Source organism: Streptomyces sp. NPDC029292, assembly GCF_055569295.1.
Genome location: NZ_JBVHXR010000020.1, coordinates 86,513 through 102,487 on the forward strand (window position 1 = coordinate 86,513; position 15,975 = coordinate 102,487).

The 15,975-nt window shown below is 69.7% G+C and carries 12 protein-coding genes and 2 pseudogenes; 4 read left to right on the forward strand and 10 right to left on the reverse strand.

Features of this window, described 5'->3' with window-relative positions:
* Positions 1-825: a phosphatase PAP2 family protein gene (locus ACZ4WS_RS35535; RefSeq protein WP_467986975.1), complete on the forward strand. Its 825-nt coding sequence runs from the start codon at positions 1-3 to the stop codon at positions 823-825.
* Here ACZ4WS_RS35535 and ACZ4WS_RS35540 read toward each other — a convergent pair.
* From ACZ4WS_RS35540 to ACZ4WS_RS35575, 8 genes and pseudogenes are all read right to left on the reverse strand, one after another.
* Positions 764-2,530 carry a chitinase gene (locus ACZ4WS_RS35540; RefSeq protein ID WP_467986977.1) on the reverse strand — a complete coding sequence of 589 codons (1,767 nt, stop codon included), beginning with the start codon at positions 2,528-2,530 and terminating at the stop codon, positions 764-766. The genes ACZ4WS_RS35535 and ACZ4WS_RS35540 overlap by 62 nt on opposite strands.
* A gap of 175 nt (positions 2,531-2,705) precedes the next feature.
* Positions 2,706-3,078: pseudogene (locus ACZ4WS_RS35545) on the reverse strand (hypothetical protein); the annotation flags it as partial.
* A 58-nt stretch (positions 3,079-3,136) separates the two neighbouring features.
* Complete coding sequence (locus tag ACZ4WS_RS35550; protein ID WP_467986978.1) at positions 3,137-4,555, reverse strand: NAD(P)/FAD-dependent oxidoreductase; 1,419 nt, start codon at positions 4,553-4,555, stop codon at positions 3,137-3,139.
* A 29-nt stretch (positions 4,556-4,584) separates the two neighbouring features.
* Positions 4,585-5,385: an ABC transporter permease gene (locus tag ACZ4WS_RS35555; protein WP_467986980.1), complete on the reverse strand. Its 801-nt coding sequence runs from the start codon at positions 5,383-5,385 to the stop codon at positions 4,585-4,587.
* A 1-nt stretch (position 5,386) separates the two neighbouring features.
* Positions 5,387-6,310, reverse strand: a complete 924-nt coding sequence (locus tag ACZ4WS_RS35560; protein ID WP_467986981.1) for an ABC transporter permease — start codon at positions 6,308-6,310, stop codon at positions 5,387-5,389.
* Positions 6,310-7,461 (reverse strand): ABC transporter ATP-binding protein, encoded by a 1,152-nt coding sequence (locus tag ACZ4WS_RS35565; RefSeq protein ID WP_467987110.1) that lies wholly within the window; start codon positions 7,459-7,461, stop codon positions 6,310-6,312. The genes ACZ4WS_RS35560 and ACZ4WS_RS35565 overlap by 1 nt, the downstream gene beginning before the upstream one ends.
* 5 nt (positions 7,462-7,466) lie before the next feature.
* Positions 7,467-8,714: a polyamine ABC transporter substrate-binding protein gene (locus ACZ4WS_RS35570; RefSeq protein ID WP_467986983.1), complete on the reverse strand. Its 1,248-nt coding sequence runs from the start codon at positions 8,712-8,714 to the stop codon at positions 7,467-7,469.
* A 75-nt stretch (positions 8,715-8,789) separates the two neighbouring features.
* Positions 8,790-10,316, reverse strand: coding sequence for a gamma-aminobutyraldehyde dehydrogenase (locus ACZ4WS_RS35575; protein WP_467986984.1), 1,527 nt, complete (start codon positions 10,314-10,316; stop codon positions 8,790-8,792).
* 178 nt (positions 10,317-10,494) lie between these two features.
* Between ACZ4WS_RS35575 and ACZ4WS_RS35580 the strand changes: the two genes are divergently transcribed.
* Entirely contained in the window at positions 10,495-11,076 is a 582-nt protein-coding gene (locus ACZ4WS_RS35580; RefSeq protein ID WP_467986985.1) for an NADAR family protein, read from the forward strand.
* Positions 11,077-11,168: 92 nt separating this feature from the next.
* Here the strand turns inward: ACZ4WS_RS35580 and ACZ4WS_RS35585 are convergent, their stop codons facing one another.
* Positions 11,169-12,215 carry a DUF4190 domain-containing protein gene (locus ACZ4WS_RS35585; protein WP_467986987.1) on the reverse strand — a complete coding sequence of 349 codons (1,047 nt, stop codon included), beginning with the start codon at positions 12,213-12,215 and terminating at the stop codon, positions 11,169-11,171.
* A 95-nt stretch (positions 12,216-12,310) separates the two neighbouring features.
* On the opposite strand from ACZ4WS_RS35585, the pseudogene ACZ4WS_RS35590 reads away from it, so the two are divergent.
* Together ACZ4WS_RS35590 and ACZ4WS_RS35595 are read left to right on the forward strand one after the other, a co-directional pair.
* Positions 12,311-13,425, forward strand: a pseudogene (locus ACZ4WS_RS35590) (adenosine deaminase).
* A gap of 71 nt (positions 13,426-13,496) precedes the next feature.
* The gene (locus ACZ4WS_RS35595) at positions 13,497-14,207 is read left to right on the forward strand and encodes a glycerophosphodiester phosphodiesterase (RefSeq protein WP_467986988.1); all 711 of its coding nucleotides are present in this window, start codon (positions 13,497-13,499) and stop codon (positions 14,205-14,207) included.
* On the opposite strand, the gene ACZ4WS_RS35600 is transcribed toward ACZ4WS_RS35595, so the two are convergent.
* The gene (locus tag ACZ4WS_RS35600; RefSeq protein ID WP_467987111.1) at positions 14,185-15,873 is read right to left on the reverse strand and encodes an RNA polymerase sigma factor; all 1,689 of its coding nucleotides are present in this window, start codon (positions 15,871-15,873) and stop codon (positions 14,185-14,187) included. The genes ACZ4WS_RS35595 and ACZ4WS_RS35600 overlap by 23 nt on opposite strands.
* Between the last annotated feature and the right edge of the window lie 102 nt (positions 15,874-15,975).

Consider the following 15,975-nt stretch of genomic DNA (forward strand, 5'->3'; position numbering starts at 1 on the left):
GTGGGTGACACCGGGTCGGGGCCTCCCCAGCTTCGCCCTGGTCGTGCCCTCGCGCACACACCCGGAGCTTCCGGCTCCGGATCTCCTCACCGATCGGACAGTCGCCCGCCCCAAACCCCCCGGGGCGCGCGGCATTCCGATCTGGACGGCCGCCTCGGAACTACCCCCCCTGTTCCGGGGCGGCCGACCTTCCTCCTCGGCCTCCCGGCCCTCCTCTTCGTCCTGATCACCTGGCAGGTCGCCGCCCACGGCCCCCTCGCCCGCGCGGACGAACGCCTCAGCGGCTCCCTGGTCCATCCGAACCGCGTCTCCGAAATCCTCGCCGCCCTCGGCAACATCACGGTCGCCGTGCCGGTCCTCGCGGCCGTCCTCGGGTACGTCGCCTGGCGCGCCCGCGCCGCCGGTACGCACCGCTGGTGGCTGGAACCGTCCGCTGCCGCCGTGGTCATGGCCCTGGTCCCGGCCGTGGTCGTCCCACTCAAGCAATTGATCGCCCGCCCGGGCCCCCCGGTCACGGGCCCGGACACGGGCTACTACCCCTCCGGCCACACCGCGACAGCAGCCGTGGCCTACGGAGCGGCAACGCTGGTCCTCCTCCCCTGGCTCCGCACGACGTATGCCCGCCGCGAGCTGGTGATCGCCTGCCTGGCCGTGAACGCGTGCGTCGCCGCCGGCCTGATCCGCCGGGGCTACCACTGGCCCCTGGACGTGCTGGCGAGCTGGTGCCTGTGTGCCGTCCTGCTGACGGGATTCGCGATGTTCCTCAGCCGAAGTAGCCGTCGAAGTTCTTCGAGAACTCCCAGCTCCCGTAGCGGTCCCAGTTGACCGACCACGTCATCAGGCCGCGGAGTCCCGGCCAGGTGCCGTGCGTGGCGTACGAGCCGCAGTTGGTCTTCTTCGTCAGGCAGTCGAGCGCCTTGTCGACCTCCGAAGGTGATACGTAGCCGTTGCCCGCGTTGGTCGAGGCGGGCATGCCGATCGCGATCTGGTCGGGGCGCAGCGGCGGGAAGACGTTGTTCGCGTCGCCCGCGACCGGGAACCCCGTCAGGAGCATGTCGGTCATGGCGATGTGGAAGTCGGCGCCACCCATGGAGTGGTACTGGTTGTCGAGGCCCATGATCGAGCCGGAGTTGTAGTCCTGGACGTGCAGCAGGGTCAGGTCGTCGCGCAGGGCGTAGATGACCGGGAGGTAGGCACCCGCCCGTGGGTCCTGGCCGCCCCATTTGCCGGTGCCGTAGTACTGGTAGCCGAGCTGGACGAAGAACGTTTCCGGCGCCATGCTCAGCACGAACTTCGAGCCGTACTTCGCCTTCAGGGTCTTCAGCGCCGAGATGAGGTTCACGATCACCGGCGTGGTCGGGCTCTTGAAGTCGGTGTCGCTCGCGTCCAGGGAGAGCGAGTGGCCCTCGAAGTCGATGTCCAGGCCGTCCAGGCCGTAGGTGTCGATGATGTTCGAGACGGACGAGACGAAGGTGTCGCGGGCGGCCGTGGTCGTGAGCTGCACCTGGCCGTTCTGGCCGCCGATCGAGATCAGCACCTTCTTGCCCGCCGCCTGCTTGGCCTTGATCGCCGCCTTGAAGTCGGCGTCGCTCTCGACGGTGGGGCACTCGGTGACCGGGCAGCGGGTGAAGCGGATGTCGCCGGACGTGGTCGAGGTGGGCTCACCGAAAGCCAGGTCGATGACGTCCCAGCTGTCGGGCACGTCGGCCATCCGGGTGTAGCCGGCGCCGTTGGCGAAGCTCGCGTGGAGGTAGCCGACGAGGGCGTGGGTGGGGAGGTCGGTGGAGCCGCCGGACCCCGCGGACGTCGTCGCGGTCACCGTGGACGATTTCGCGGACTCGCCCGCGTCGTTGGTCGCCGTGACCTGGAAGGAGTACGCCGTCGAGGGCGCGAGGCCGCTCACGGTGGCCGAAGTCCCGGTCGCCGTCTGGACCTTGGCCCCGTCGCGGTAGACGGCGTAGCCCGTCGCGCCGGTCACCGTGGACCAGGACAGCGCGGCGGTCGAGGAGGTGACCGTGCCGACCGTCAGACCGGTGGGCGCGGCCGGGGGCTGGCCCGCGTCGACGCCGGGGCCGACGAGAGAGAGGTCGTCGGCGTAGTACGTGCCGGTGCCGTACCAGCCGTGCGTGTAGATCGTGACCTTGGTGGTGGACGTGCCGGTGCGGAAGGTCGTGGTGAGCTGCTGCCAGTCGGTCGCGGACTGGGTCCAGGTGGAGACGTCGGTGGTGCCGGTGCCGCTCGCGCCGAGGTAGACGTAACTGCCCCAGACGTAACCGGCGAGGGTGTACTGGGAGTCCGGTTTGACGGTGATCGTCTGGGCGCACTGCGCGTAGTCGCTGCCGGCCGGGGTCGCCTGCAGCGCCGAACTGCCACTCCGTACAGGTGAATTGACGGTACTGCCCGCCGTGCAGGTCCAGTCGTCCAGGCCCGACTCGAAACCGCCGTTCTTGACGAGGTCCGCGTCGGCCGCATGGGCGGCCGACGAGAGCGCGGCGAGGCCGGGTACGGCCAATGCGGTGGCCGTGCACACGGCCAGAAGCCTTCGATGACGACGTGCGAATGATCTGTTGCGGCCAGGGAGTCTGACGCGGTCCACAAGTGCCTCCGGGCAGGGGGGAATTGGAGGGTGGAGCGCGCCCAACTTGGTCCAGACCAATTCTGTTGTCAAGACCTCTGACGGCTATCAGGGGCAATCCCGGGGCCGGTTACCTGTCCTCACCTCCGGCCAGTCCCGCCGCCGGCTCGTGCATGGCCGGTTCGAGCAGCGCCGGATCGGTGAGCGTGCCGGAGCCGTCCGGCGGGATCAGCCGGCGGACCCCGCCGGTCGACCGTCCCGGGTACGGCATCACGATCCATCTGCCACGGCCCGCTGTGCGCACCCCCGTGCCGAGCCACCGGGCCGCGCTGCCCGCGGGTACGAAGAAACCCATCCGGGCGTCCCCGAAGTCGACGAGCACCGGGCCCGGTCGGTCGATCACCCGGGTCAGCACGTCGAGCGTCGGACAGCACGAGTTCGCCCGGCGGGATGAGTACGTCCCAGGCCGTGCCCGCGGGCAGCAGCGCGACCCCCGGCGGATTACTTGGATCGCATCTCGGCTCGCGCGCCGTGAACGCCTTCGGCCGACGCCGTCAGCCGTCAGCTGTCGAAGCCGAGCCCCAGCTTGTCCATCGTCTTCAGCCAGAGATTGCGCCGGCCGCCGTGCGAGTCCGCCCGCGCCAGCGACCACTTGGTGAGCGCGATGCCGGTCCAGGCGAAGGGCTCGGGCGGGAACGGCAGCGGCTTCTTGCGGACCATGTCCAGCTCGGTGCGTTCCGTGCGCTCCCCCGCCAGCAGGTCGAGCATCACGTCCGCGCCGAACCGGGTCGCGCCCACACCGAGCCCGGTGTACCCCGCCGCGTACGCGACCTTGCCCTGGTGCGCCGTGCCGAAGAAGGCCGAGAAGCGCGAGCAGGTGTCGATCGCGCCGCCCCAGGCGTGCGTGAAGCGGACGCCCTCCAGCTGCGGGAAGCAGGTGAAGAAGTGCCCGGCGAGCTTGGCATACGTCTCCGGGCGGTCGTCGTACTCGGCGCGCATCCGGCCGCCGTACGGGTAGATCGCGTCGTAGCCGCCCCACAGGATCCGGTTGTCGGCGGACAGCCGGAAGTAGTGGAACTGGTTGGCCGAATCCCCCAGGCCCTGGCGGTTCTTCCAGCCGATGGACGCCAGCTGGTCGGCGGTCAGCGGCTCGGTCATCAGCGCGTAGTCGTAGACCGGGACGGTGTACGCGCGCACGCGCTTGACCAGGTTGGGGAAGATGTTGGTGCCGAGGGCGACCCGGCGGGCGCGGATCGAGCCGTACGGAGTGCGTACGGCCATTCCGGCGCCGTAGGGCTTGAGGGCGAGCGCGGGCGTGTGCTCGTACACGCGCACCCCGAGCTCCAGACATGCCCTCTTCAGGCCCCAGGCGAGCTTGGCGGGGTGCAGCATGGCGACGCCGCGGCGGTCGTGCAGCCCGGCGAGGAATGTCGGTGAGTCGACTTGTTCCCGTACCGCTTCGGTGTCCAGGAACTCGACGCCGTCCGCGAGGCCCTCGCGTTCCAGCTCCTCGTGCCACTCGCGCAATTCGGCCGCCTGGTGCGGCTCGGTGGCGACGTCGATCTCGCCGCTGCGCTCGAAGTCGCAGTCGAGGCAGTAGCGGGCGACCGCCGCCTCGATCTCGTCGAGGTTGCGGACGCCCAGCTCCTCCAGCTTCTTGATCTCGTCCGGCCAGCGGGTGAGGCCGTTGGCGAGGCCGTGCGTGAGGGAGGCGGCGCAGAAGCCCCCGTTGCGGCCGGAGGCGGCCCAGCCCACCTCACGGCCCTCGACCAGGACCACGTCGCGCCCCGGGTCGCGCTCCTTGGCGAGCAGCGCGGTCCACAGTCCGCTGTAGCCGCCGCCCACGACCAGCAGGTCGCAGGTCTCGGCGCCGGTGAGGGCGGGCTCGGGGTGGGGTTTGCCGGGGTCGTCCAGCCAGTAGGACACCGGTTGGGCGTCGGAAAGAGACTTTGTCCAACGGGTCATGGCGCTTGGGGCCATGATTTCAACTCCCTACAAGTGAATTGCTCTTACGCCTTCTGCCGGTTGCGGCGATTACTGATCACCATTCCGACCAGGACGAACAGTACGGCGACGAGGAACATGGCCGTACCGATGACATTGATCTGAACGGGTGTTCCGCGCTGTGCCGAACCCCAGACGAACATGGGGAAGGTGACGGTCGAGCCCGCGTTGAAATTGGTGATGATGAAATCGTCGAAGGAGAGCGCGAAGGAAAGCAGCGCGCCCGCGGCGATTCCGGGGGCCGCGATGGGCAGAGTGACCCTGAGGAAGGTCTGCACGGGACCGGCGTACAGGTCCTGCGCCGCCTGCTCCAGGCGCGGGTCCATGGACATCACGCGCGCCTTGACCGCGGTGACGACGAAGCTGAGGCAGAACATGATGTGGGCTATCAGGATCGTCCAGAATCCCAACTGAGCACCCATGTTGAGGAACAGGGTGAGCAGCGAGGCCGCCATCACGACCTCGGGCATCGCCATCGGCAGGAAGATCAGCGAGTTCACGGCGCCGCGCGCGCGGAAGCGGTAGCGGACCAGGGCGAAGGCGATCATCGTGCCGAGGACGGTGGCGCCCACGGTCGCCCAGAGCGCGATCTGCAGGCTGAGGGAGAGCGAGCCGCACATGTCGGCGACGCCGCACGGATCCGTCCAGGCGTCCGTGGAGAACTGCTGCCATTCGTAGTTGAAGCGCCCCTTCGGTTTGTTGAAGGAGAACACCGTGACGACGACATTGGGCAGCAGCAGATATCCGAGCGTCAACAGTCCCGCGATGACGACGAGATGGCGCTTGAGCCAGCGTACGAAGGCCATTTTAAACGAGATCCTCCGTCCCGGACTTGCGTATGTAGAGCGTGACCATGATGAGGATCGCGGCCATGAGGATGAACGAGAGCGCCGCGGCCGTCGGATAGTCGAGAATCCGCAGGAACTGGGTCTGGATGACGTTGCCGACCATCCGGGTGTCGGTGGAGCCGAGCAGATCGGCGTTCACGTAGTCACCGCTGGCCGGAATGAAGGTCAGCAGCGTCCCGGAGACGACACCCGGCATGGACAGCGGGAACGTCACCTTGCGGAAGGTGGTGAACGGCTTCGCGTACAGGTCGCCCGCCGCCTCGTGCAGACGTCCGTCGATGCGCTCCAGCGAGGTGTAGAGCGGCAGGATCATGAACGGCAGGAAGTTGTACGTGAGTCCGCAGACCACCGCGAGGGGCGTGGCCAGCACGCGGTCGCCGGAGGTCATCCCGAGCCAGCTGGTGACGTCCAGGACGTGCAGCGAGTTGAGGGCGCCGACGACCGGGCCGCCGTCCGCGAGGATCGTCTTCCAGGCGAGCGTACGGATCAGGAAGCTGGTGAAGAACGGCGCGATGACCAGGATCATGATCAGGTTGCGCCAGCGGCCCGCGCGGAACGCGATGAGGTACGCGAGCGGATAGCCGAGCAGCAGACACAGGATCGTGGCGGCTCCCGCGTACAGGACCGAGCGCAGGAACTGCGGCCAGTAGTCGGCGAGCGCGTTCCAGTACGTCGCGAAGTGCCAGGTGACCTTGTAGCCCTCCTCCAGGGAGCCCGTCTGTACGGACGTGGAGGCCTGGTAGATCATCGGCAGCGCGAAGAAGACCACCAGCCAGAGGATGCCGGGCAGCAGCAGCCAGTACGGGACGAGGCGGCCGCGCTTGCGGGGCGGCTTTTCGGCGGGCTGCGGCGCGAGCGGTGGCGCCTCGGTGACGGCGGCCATCAGGCGGCGTCCTCGTCGACCGTCTCCACGCCCGCGTCGATGTCCTGGGCGGCGTCGAGGCCGAAGGTGTGCGCCGGGCTCCAGTGCAGGACGACGTCGGCGCCGGGCCTGAGCCGCGAGTCGCGGTCGATGTTCTGGGAGTAGACCTCGAACTCGGGGCAGACGGCGCTGTCGATGACGTACTGCGTGGACACGCCGATGAAGCTGGAGTCGGCGATCTTGCCGGTGATCCGGTTGCGCCCGGCCGGGATCGCGCCCGCGTCGTCGGCGTGCGTGAGGGAGATCTTCTCCGGGCGGACACCGACCAGGACCTTGCCGCCGGTCGTCGTGGGCGCCGCACATCGCGCCTGCGGCAGGACGAGCTTGCCGCCGCCCGCCGCCAGGACGATGTCGTCGCCGCTCTTGCTGTCGACGGCGGCCTCGATGAGGTTCGAGGTGCCGAGGAAGTTGGCGACGAAGGTGGTGTTCGGGTTCTCGTAGAGGTCGGCGGGCGAGCCGAGCTGCTCGACGCGGCCCGCGTTCATCACGGCGACCGTGTCGGCCATGGTCATGGCCTCCTCCTGGTCGTGCGTGACGTGGATGAAGGTGATGCCGACCTCGGTCTGGATGCGCTTGAGTTCGAGCTGCATCTGGCGGCGCAGCTTGAGGTCGAGGGCGCCGAGCGGCTCGTCGAGGAGCAGCACCTTGGGGTGGTTGATCAGCGCGCGGGCCACGGCGACACGCTGCTGCTGGCCGCCGGAGAGCTGGTGCGGCTTCTTGCGGGCCTGCTCGCCGAGCTGTACGAGGTCGAGCATGTCCTCGACCTGCTTCTTCACCGACTTGATGCCGCGCCGGCGCAGGCCGAAGGCGACGTTCTCGAAGATGTCGAGGTGCGGGAAGAGCGCGTAGGACTGGAAGACGGTGTTCACCGGCCGCTTGTAGGGCGGCAGGTTCGTCACCTCCTGCTCGCCCAGGAACACGGTTCCCGAAGAGGGCTCCTCCAGGCCCGCTATCATCCGCAGCGTGGTGGTCTTGCCACAGCCCGACGCCCCCAGGAGGGCGAAGAAGGAACCCTGCGGCACGGTCAGGTCGAGCGGTTGTACGGCCGTGAAGGCGCCGTACGTCTTGCTGATCCCGGAGAGGCGGACGTCGCCGCTGTTGTCTGTCGTCATCATGGTCACGCCCCTGTGAGCTTCGCGAACTTCTCTTCGTAGGCCGTCTCTTCCTTGGAGCTCAGTGAGCGGAAGGCGTGAGACTTGGCGGCCATGGCCTTGTCAGGAATGATCAGCGGGTTGTCCGCCGCGCTCGTGTCGATCTTCGCGAGATAGGGCTTCACTCCGTCGACCGGACAGACGTAGTTGATGTAGGCCGCGAGCTCCGCGGCCGCTTCGGGCTCGTAGTAGTAGTCCATGAGCCGCTCGGCGTTCGTCTTGTGACGCGCCTTGTTGGGGATCAGCATGTTGTCCGTGGACGTGAGATAGCCGCTGTCCGGGATGAGGAAGTCGACGTCCGGGCTGTCCGCCTTGAGCTGCACGACGTCACCGGCCCACGCGATGCAGGCCGCGAAGTCGCCGCTGGTGATGTCGGACGTGTAGTCGTTGCCGGTGAAGCGGCGGATCTGGCCCTTGTCCACGGCCTTCTGGACACGGGCGATCGCCGCGTCGAAGTCGTCGTCGGTGAACTTCGCCGGGTCCTTGCCCATGTCGAGCAGCGTCATGCCCATGCTGTCGCGCATCTCCGAGAGGAAGCCGATGCGCCCCTTGAGCTTGGGGTTGTCGAGCATGTCGGAGAGCGACTTGACCTCGATGCCGTCGAGCGCCTTCTTGTTGTAGGCGATGACGGTCGAGATGCCCTGCCAGGGGTACGAGTAGGCGCGGCCCGGGTCCCAGTCGGGGGTACGGAACTGGTCCGACAGGTTCGCGAACGCGTGCGGAAGGTTGGCCGCGTCCAGTTTCTGGACCCACCCGAAGCGGATCAGTCGCGCCGCCAGCCAGTCGGTGACGACGATGATGTCGCGCCCGGTGTCCTGGCCCGCCGCGAGCTGCGGCTTGATCTTGCCGAAGAACTCGACGTTGTCGTTGATGTCCTCGGCGTACTTGACCTTGATGCCGGTCCGTTTGGTGAAAGCGTCGAGCGTGGGGTGGTGCTTCTCGCTGTCGTCGACGTCCATGTACTCGGTCCAGTTGGAGAAGTTGATCGTCTTCTCCTTGGCCGAGTGGTCCTCGGCGGAGACGCCGCCCTGCGTCTGGCCCGCCGCGGGGATCCCGCAGGCGCTCAGTGCGCCGAGACCGCCGACGGCGAGCGCGCCGCCGGCAGAGGCGCGCAGCAGCGAACGGCGGCTGAGGGAGGCCCTGCCGTTCCTGAAGCTGCGCCGCATGGCGGCCACTTGGGCCGGGGTGAGGCGGTCGGACTCGTACTGCTCCATGCGCGTGGTGCCTTTCCGGAGTGTCGCGGCCGTGGTCGCGGCCTGGTCTGCCACTCGGCGTCAGCCGACAATCGGCTAGGGCCGGTCCCCGAAGATCGTGCGGTGCCAGTCCTTCCTGGCCACCGCGGTGTTGTCGAACATGACGTGCTTGACCTGCGTGTACTCCTCGAAGGAGTAGACGGACATGTCCTTGCCGAAGCCAGACGCCTTGTAGCCGCCGTGCGGCATCTCGCTGATGATCGGGATGTGATCGTTGACCCAGACGCAGCCCGCCTTGATCTCGCGGGTCGCGCGGTTCGCCCGGTAGACGTCGCGGCTCCAGGCGGAGGCGGCGAGTCCGTACGGGGTGTCATTGGCGAGCGCGATCCCTTCGTCGTCGGTGTCGAAGGGCAGCACGACCAGTACCGGGCCGAAGATCTCGGCCTGCACGATCTCGCTGTCCTGGTCGGCGTCGGCTACGAGGGTGGGCGCGTAGTACGCACCGTCCTTGAGGTCCCCCTGCGGAATCTCTCCGCCGGTGACCACGCGCGCGTAGGAGCGGGCGCGGTCGACGAAACCGGCGACGCGATCGCGCTGGGTGTGCGAGATCAGCGGGCCGAGGTCGGTGTCGGGCGCGAACGGATCGCCCACACGGACGCTCGCCATGAGGGCGGCCGTCCTCGTGACGAACTCTTCGTAGAGGGGCCTTTGCACGTACGCGCGCGTGGCGGCCGTGCAGTCCTGCCCGGTGTTGATGAGCGAACCCGCGACCGCGCCGTTCACGGCCGCGTCCAGGTCCGCGTCGTCGAAGACCACGAACGGGGCCTTGCCGCCCAGCTCCAGGTGGAGCCGCTTGACGGTCGAGGTGGCGATCTCGGCGACGCGCTTGCCGACCGCGGTGGACCCGGTGAAGGAGGTCATGGCGACGTCGGGGTGGCCGACGAGGTGCTCACCGGCGTCCTGTCCCGCTCCCGTGACGATGTTGATGACACCGTCGGGGATCCCCGCCGCCGTGGCCGCCTCGGCGAAGAGGAGCGAGGTGAGCGGGGTGAGCTCGGCGGGCTTCAGCACGATCGTGTTGCCGGCGGCGATGGCCGGGAGGATCTTCCAGGCGGCCATCTGGAGGGGGTAGTTCCAGGGCGCGATGGAGCCGACGACGCCGATGGGTTCCCGGCGTACGTACGAGGTGTGGTCACCGGAGTACTCGCCCGCGGACTGGCCCTGAAGGTGCCGGGCCGCGCCCGCGAAGAAGGCGGTGTTGTCGATGGTGCCCGGGACGTCGAACTCCCGGGTGAGCTTGAGCGGCTTGCCGCACTGCAGGGACTCGGCCTGGGCGAACTCCTCGGCGCGCTCGGCGAGTACGGCGGCGAAGCGGTGCAGCGCGTCGGAACGCTCGCCGGGGGTGGCGCCCGACCAGCCGGGGAACGCGGCGCGCGCGGCCGCCACGGCGAGGTCGACGTCCTGCGCGCTCGCCAGCTCGTACGTGTAGACCTCCTCGCCCGTGGCCGGGTCGACGACCGCGTGCATGCGGCCGGAGGTTCCCTTGGTCAGCCGGCCCGCGATGTACTGCGCGCCGTTCGCGAAGCGGTCCTGCGCCTGGAAGCGATGGCCCGGTTTGTGCATGTCGCTCTCCTCCGCCGTCCTCCCCGTTGCCGCGGGGGTCGGCGTAGCTCCAGCTCGATTTGAGTGCCGATCCTGACAGAGCAAAGGGACTCCAACAAGTGATTCCGTTGTTGCCTTTTGGTTACGCGACGGAATCTGTCGACCAGGTGTCGAGTCCCCATGGAAAAGGGGGGACGTAATGTCCGTGGTGGATGCCAGACTCGCGTGCATGGGGAAGATCGATTCTTGGGAATCGCTGGTCAGCGCGGTCGACTCGGGGGCGAGGGTCAAGTACCTGCACTTCTGGGGGCACCGTCCGCGATCGGACGGCCGGGTGGGTGCGAGCTGTCTGAGCCAGTGGTGGCCGTCACCGTTCGTAGTCGATGACGTCGAGTACGCGACGGCGGAGCACTGGATGATGGCGTCGAAGGCGCGGCTCTTCGGCGACGAGAAGGCGGAGCGGCGCGCTCTCGACGCGCCCAACCCCGCGCTCGCCAAGAAAGCGGGGCGGCTGGTGCGCGATTTCGACGACTCCCTATGGGAGCGCGAGCGCTTCGGGATCGTGGTCGAGGGCAGCGTCCACAAGTTCGCGGCACACGCCGACCTGCGGGAGTTTCTGCTGGGCACGGGCGAGCGGGTGCTGGTCGAGGCCAGCCCTCTGGACCGCGTGTGGGGCATCGGGCTCGCGGCGGACGACGAGCGCGCCGCGGATCCCGAGCGGTGGCGGGGGCCGAACCTGCTGGGGTTCGCGTTGATGGCGGCGCGGGAGCGGCTCGCGTAGGCCGCGTCCCTTCTACGGGAGGTGGTCCACTCCTACGGGAGGTGGTCCATTCCTACCTGAGGTGGTCCGCTTCTACCGGAGGTGGTCCGCTTCTAGCCGAGGTGCTCCACGACGAGTGACGTGGAGAAGCCGTCACTGTCGTTGCCGCCGCCGCCCGAATCGCCGTTCCCGCTGTCGCTCGGGACGACGAAGAGGAAGACGCCGAACGCGATGCCCAGGGCGATACCGACCGCTCCGCAGATGATCCCGGCCAAGGCCTGCCCAGGGTTCGTCGCCTCACCCCGACGTACCTTGCGGCGGCCCAGGACGCCGAAGATGACACCGAGGATGCCCAGCACGATGGCCAGCGGCCACAGACAGAACACGGCCGCCGCGATGATGCCGAGCACGAGACCGGCGGTGCCCATGCCGTTGCTCGGCTGCGGCACGTACCCGTACGCGGGCTGACCGTAGGCGGCGCCCGGGTAGGCGGCCTGCGGCGAGCCGTAGACCGGGTAGCCGGGGTAGCCGTACGGGAGCTGCCCCGGGCCCTCGGGGGCGATGGGCGGCGGCGGGACGGGCTCTCCGGGGGCGGGCTGGGGGTAGGGGGTGTGGGCGGCGGGGGGTGCGAAGGGGTTGCCCGACGTGGACGGAAGTGGCGGCGCGAAGGGGTTGCCCGACATGGACGGGGCCGGCGGCGCGAAAGGGGTGTCCGACGCGGCGGGAGGCGGCGGCGCGAAGGGGTTGTCCCAGGGGCGAGGGTTCGGCGTACCCGCGCCGGGGACGGCGGTGACCGTCGACTGGTCGTGCACGGGGGCAGACACGGGAGCGGCGCTCTCGCGGGAGAAGGGCGTGTCCGCGGGCGGGGCCCAGGGGTTCGGCTCGGGGCGCGGATCCTCGGCGGGCTTGCCCAACGGGACCTTCGGCGCGCGGCCCGCCGCGGGCGCCGCGTCCTCGGGCGCGGAACCCGGTGCGCGGCCGCGCGCAGGATCGGCGTCCTCCGGCTCGGAACCCGGTGCACCGCCTCGCGCACGATCCGCGTCCTCGGGACCCGGCCCCGGCGTCGTGTCGGCGGCCGGGGAGGGCGGAGTCTCCTGGGTCGGAGGAGTCCACGCGGCCGGATTCTGCGGCGTTTCCGGCGTCGACGCGTCGTCGGACATGCGGTCCCCTCTGTCGTACGTTCCGTCATGCTACGGCCCGAACCTGAGCCGCGCGGGCCGCCGCCTACGATGATCCCTGAGTCACCGATCAGCCGATCACCCGCGTCCCGCCGACCACGGTCCGCAGGCACCGTTCCGGGGAGGAACCTTGACCGACTACCGCACCGCACGCGATGACGCCCGCGATCTGCACGCCTTCATCGCCGGACTGCCCAAGGCCGAACTGCACGTGCACCATGTCGGTTCCGCCTCCCCGCGCATCGTCTCCGCGCTGGCCGCCCGCCACCCCGACTCGACGGTGCCGACCGACCCCGAGGCGCTCGCCGACTACTTCACGTTCACGGACTTCGCCCACTTCATCCAGGTGTATCTGTCCGTCGTCGACCTCATCCGCACCCCGGAGGACGTGCGGCTGCTGACGTACGAGGTCGCGCGGGACATGGCCCGGCAGCAGGTCCGTTACGCCGAGCTGACCATCACCCCGTGGTCCTCCACTCGCCGCGGTATCGACGAGCCGGCCTTCATGGACGCGATCGAGGACGCCCGCAAGGCGGCGGAGGCCGAGCTCGGTGTCGTACTGCGCTGGTGCTTCGACATTCCCGGCGAGGCGGGCCTTGAGGCTGCCGAGGAGACGGTGCGGCTCGCGACGGATGACCGGCTGCGTCCCGAGGGGCTGGTCTCCTTCGGGCTCGGCGGGCCCGAAATCGGCGTACCGCGGCCGCAGTTCAAGCCGTTCTTCGACCGGGCGATCGCGGCAGGACTGCGTTCGGTGCCGCACGCCGGTGAGACGACCGGGCCGGAGACGGTCTGGGACGCGCTGAACGTCCTGCGCGCCGAGCGCATCGGGCACGGCACCAGTTCCGCGCAGGACCCGAAGCTGCTCGCCCACCTCGCCGAGCACCGGATCGCGCTGGAGGTCTGCCCGACCTCGAACATCGCGACCCGCGCGGTCCGCACCCTCGACGAACATCCCATCAAGGAGTTCGTACAGGCCGGCGTGCCCGTCACCATCAACTCCGACGACCCGCCCATGTTCGGCACCGACCTCAACAACGAGTACGCGGTCGCCGCCCGCCTCCTCGATCTCGACGAGCAGGGTCTCGCCGCGCTCGCCAAGAACGCGGTCGAGGCGTCGTTCCTCGACCGGCCCGGCAAGACGAAGCTCGCCGAGGAGATCGACACGTACACCTCGACGTGGCTCGCGCCCTGAGCGCCCACCCGTCACCCGACCACCACCCCCCGACGAGCCGCTTCGCGGCGCCGCACCTTCACAATGGGCCCATGCGCACCGTGACTGCCGTGGCCCATCGCGGCGCCCCCTACCGTGTCCGCGAGAACACGATCGACTCACTGCGTTCCGCGCTCCAACTGGGCGCGGACGCGGTCGAGATCGACGTACGGCTGACCCGTGACGGCGTACCCGTGCTGCTGCACGACCAGACGCTGAAGCGGCTGTGGGAGCAGGACCGGCCGCTCGCCTCGCTCTCGTCGGACGAGGTGCGCGGACTTACGGCCGGCGGAGTGCCGTCGCTCGTGGACGCCCTGGCCGCGACCGGGGAGAGCCGACTCATGATCGACCTGCCGGGTCCGGCCGACGCCGCGGGCGTACGCCGGATCGTCGACGTCATCCGCGCGTGCGGAGCGGAAGAGCGGGTGTACTACTGCGCGGGCGCCCGCGCCATGCTGGCGGTACGCGCCGCCGACCCCGCCGCGGAGATCGCCCTGACCTGGACGACCCTCGCGCCGCCGCGCCCGGCCCTGCTCGACGCCGTACGGCCCCGCTGGCTCAACTATCGCTTCGGGCTGGTCGACCGCGCCCTCACCGCGCGGGTCCACCGCGACGGCTACCTCCTCTCCGTGTGGACCCCGGACACCCGCCGCTCCATGCGCCGCCTCCTCGACATGGGCGTCGACTCCATCACGACGAACCGCATCGACGCGTTGTGCGCCCTGCGCAAGGTGGAGGAGGTCAGGGAGTCACCCGGGACGTGACCCGGGACTGCTGGGGGACGGTCGCCGGGTCGGTGGGGGCGGAGCGGGTGAGGTACTGGGGTACCGGGGCCGTGTCCTTGCCGTTGTCACGGACGAGGCCGTAGCGGACGGCGCCTTGGGCGGGGCCGGTGCGGATGTCCTCGGTGACCTTGCCCCAAGTCGATGTCTCGACAAAGAGGTTGTAGTCGGCGCCGCGCTCGTTCTGGTGGAGGGTGACGGTGCCGTCGATCCAGAAGTACTCGTCCTGCCACATCTGCTGGGTGCCGGAGGGCAGGACGGACATGCCGGTGGACGGGCCGCCCATCCAGGTCGTGCCGTCCGTCGCGCCGGGCTGGACGTCGTCCATGCGGTGGCCGCCGCCCGAGGCGACGTGGAAGAGCTTGCCGCGCAGGCCGGTCCAGGTCGGCATCACGACGGCGCCGGGGCGTTCCCCGGGCAGGATCTGCCAGAGGACCCGGAAGTAGCCCTGCCCGCTGAGGGTGACGGTCTCGCCGCGATGGGTCATTCCGGTGGCGGGCGCGCCCGTCGCGGTGATGCCGTTCTCGGCGCGGTGGGGCAGCGCGGCGGGGAGTGCGGTCGCGGAGGGCGCGCTGTCGACGGCGTCGACGACCGTGCCGTACAGCTGCGTCTTGGCCTTTGCCTTCTTCGCTTTCGTCTTCGTCTTCGTCGGCGAAGGGCTCGGTGTCGTGGAAGGGCTGCGGGACGGCGGGCGGGCGGTGCTCGCCGCGGTCGGCGCGGCGGCCCGCGGGGGCGGCTTGTCCGGGGTCTGCGTCACCACGTACGCGCCGCCCGCCACGAGCGTCGCTCCGGCCGTCACCGCGACCGCGGGCTTCGTGAGCGCGCTGATCACCTTGGCGGACCATCCGGCGCTCGTGGCGGCGGTGGCGGCCGCCGCCGTCTTGCCGCCCATGGTCAGCGAGAGCGTGAAGCCGACCGGCACCGGGACGAGCGCGATCCCCACGAGGAGCCGCTCGGCTGGTACGACCGCCTCGCGCGCCCCAGAGCAGTACGCGCAGCCCCGGATGTGCCGGGCGAGGCGCTTGCGCCACACCGAGTCGGGCCGCCCGTTCCAGCGGGCCGTCACCTCGGGCAGGTCCTGGCAGGACGAGTCGAGTGCCCGGACGATGCCGCGCGCGGTCTCCAGGCGCTCCTTCATGCGCTGGACGCGGACTGCGGCGTGCTGCCGGCTGATGCCGACGGCCGCCGCCAGTTCACGCCGGGTGAGCTCGCCCGCGACCTCCAGCCACCACAGCGACAGCAGCTGGCGGTCCTCGTCGTCGAGCCAGCGCACCGCCTCCGCGACCTCGCGCCGCTGCCCCTCCAACTGGAGCCGCAGCACGGTCAGTTCGGCGAAGTCGGCGGCCTGTTCGCCCGCACCGTCGTCCAGCGTCTCGGAGGTCCGGCGGCGCGCCCGGTCGCGTATCTGCCGCATCGCGATGGCGACCAGCCAGGACCGGAAACTGTCCGGATCGCGCAGCGAGCCGAGGTTGTCGACGGCCCGCAGCATGGTCTCCTGCACGACGTCGTCGACGTCCGCGTGGCCGTTCAGGGCCCGGCCGACGATGTTGTAGACCAGGGGCAGCCAGCCCGCGACCAGCTCGTCGAGGGCGCGCCGGTCACCGGCCTGCGCGGCCGCGATGGTGGAGCGCCACTGCCGCCCGTCCACATACGTCCTTCCCACGGTCACGTCGCCCTCGGAACGTACACGTCCGGAACAGGTGTCCGTACATCGGGAACAGGTGTCATACGAGGAGACGGAGGCAGGCGC

Bases quoted from the DNA above. Each gene is read 5' to 3' on its own strand.
- ACZ4WS_RS35585 (WP_467986987.1), bottom strand. From the start codon at position 12,215: ATGTCCGACGACGCGTCGACGCCGGAAACGCCGCAGAATCCGGCCGCG.
- ACZ4WS_RS35560 (WP_467986981.1), bottom strand. From the start codon at position 6,310: ATGGCCGCCGTCACCGAGGCGCCACCGCTCGCGCCGCAGCCCGCCGAA.
- ACZ4WS_RS35570 (WP_467986983.1), bottom strand. From the start codon at position 8,714: ATGGAGCAGTACGAGTCCGACCGCCTCACCCCGGCCCAAGTGGCCGCC.
- ACZ4WS_RS35550 (WP_467986978.1), bottom strand. From the start codon at position 4,555: ATGGCCCCAAGCGCCATGACCCGTTGGACAAAGTCTCTTTCCGACGCC.
- ACZ4WS_RS35565 (WP_467987110.1), bottom strand. From the start codon at position 7,461: ATGACGACAGACAACAGCGGCGACGTCCGCCTCTCCGGGATCAGCAAG.
- ACZ4WS_RS35595 (WP_467986988.1), top strand. From the start codon at position 13,497: ATGCGCACCGTGACTGCCGTGGCCCATCGCGGCGCCCCCTACCGTGTC.
- ACZ4WS_RS35580 (WP_467986985.1), top strand. From the start codon at position 10,495: ATGTCCGTGGTGGATGCCAGACTCGCGTGCATGGGGAAGATCGATTCT.
- ACZ4WS_RS35555 (WP_467986980.1), bottom strand. From the start codon at position 5,385: ATGGCCTTCGTACGCTGGCTCAAGCGCCATCTCGTCGTCATCGCGGGA.
- ACZ4WS_RS35575 (WP_467986984.1), bottom strand. From the start codon at position 10,316: ATGCACAAACCGGGCCATCGCTTCCAGGCGCAGGACCGCTTCGCGAAC.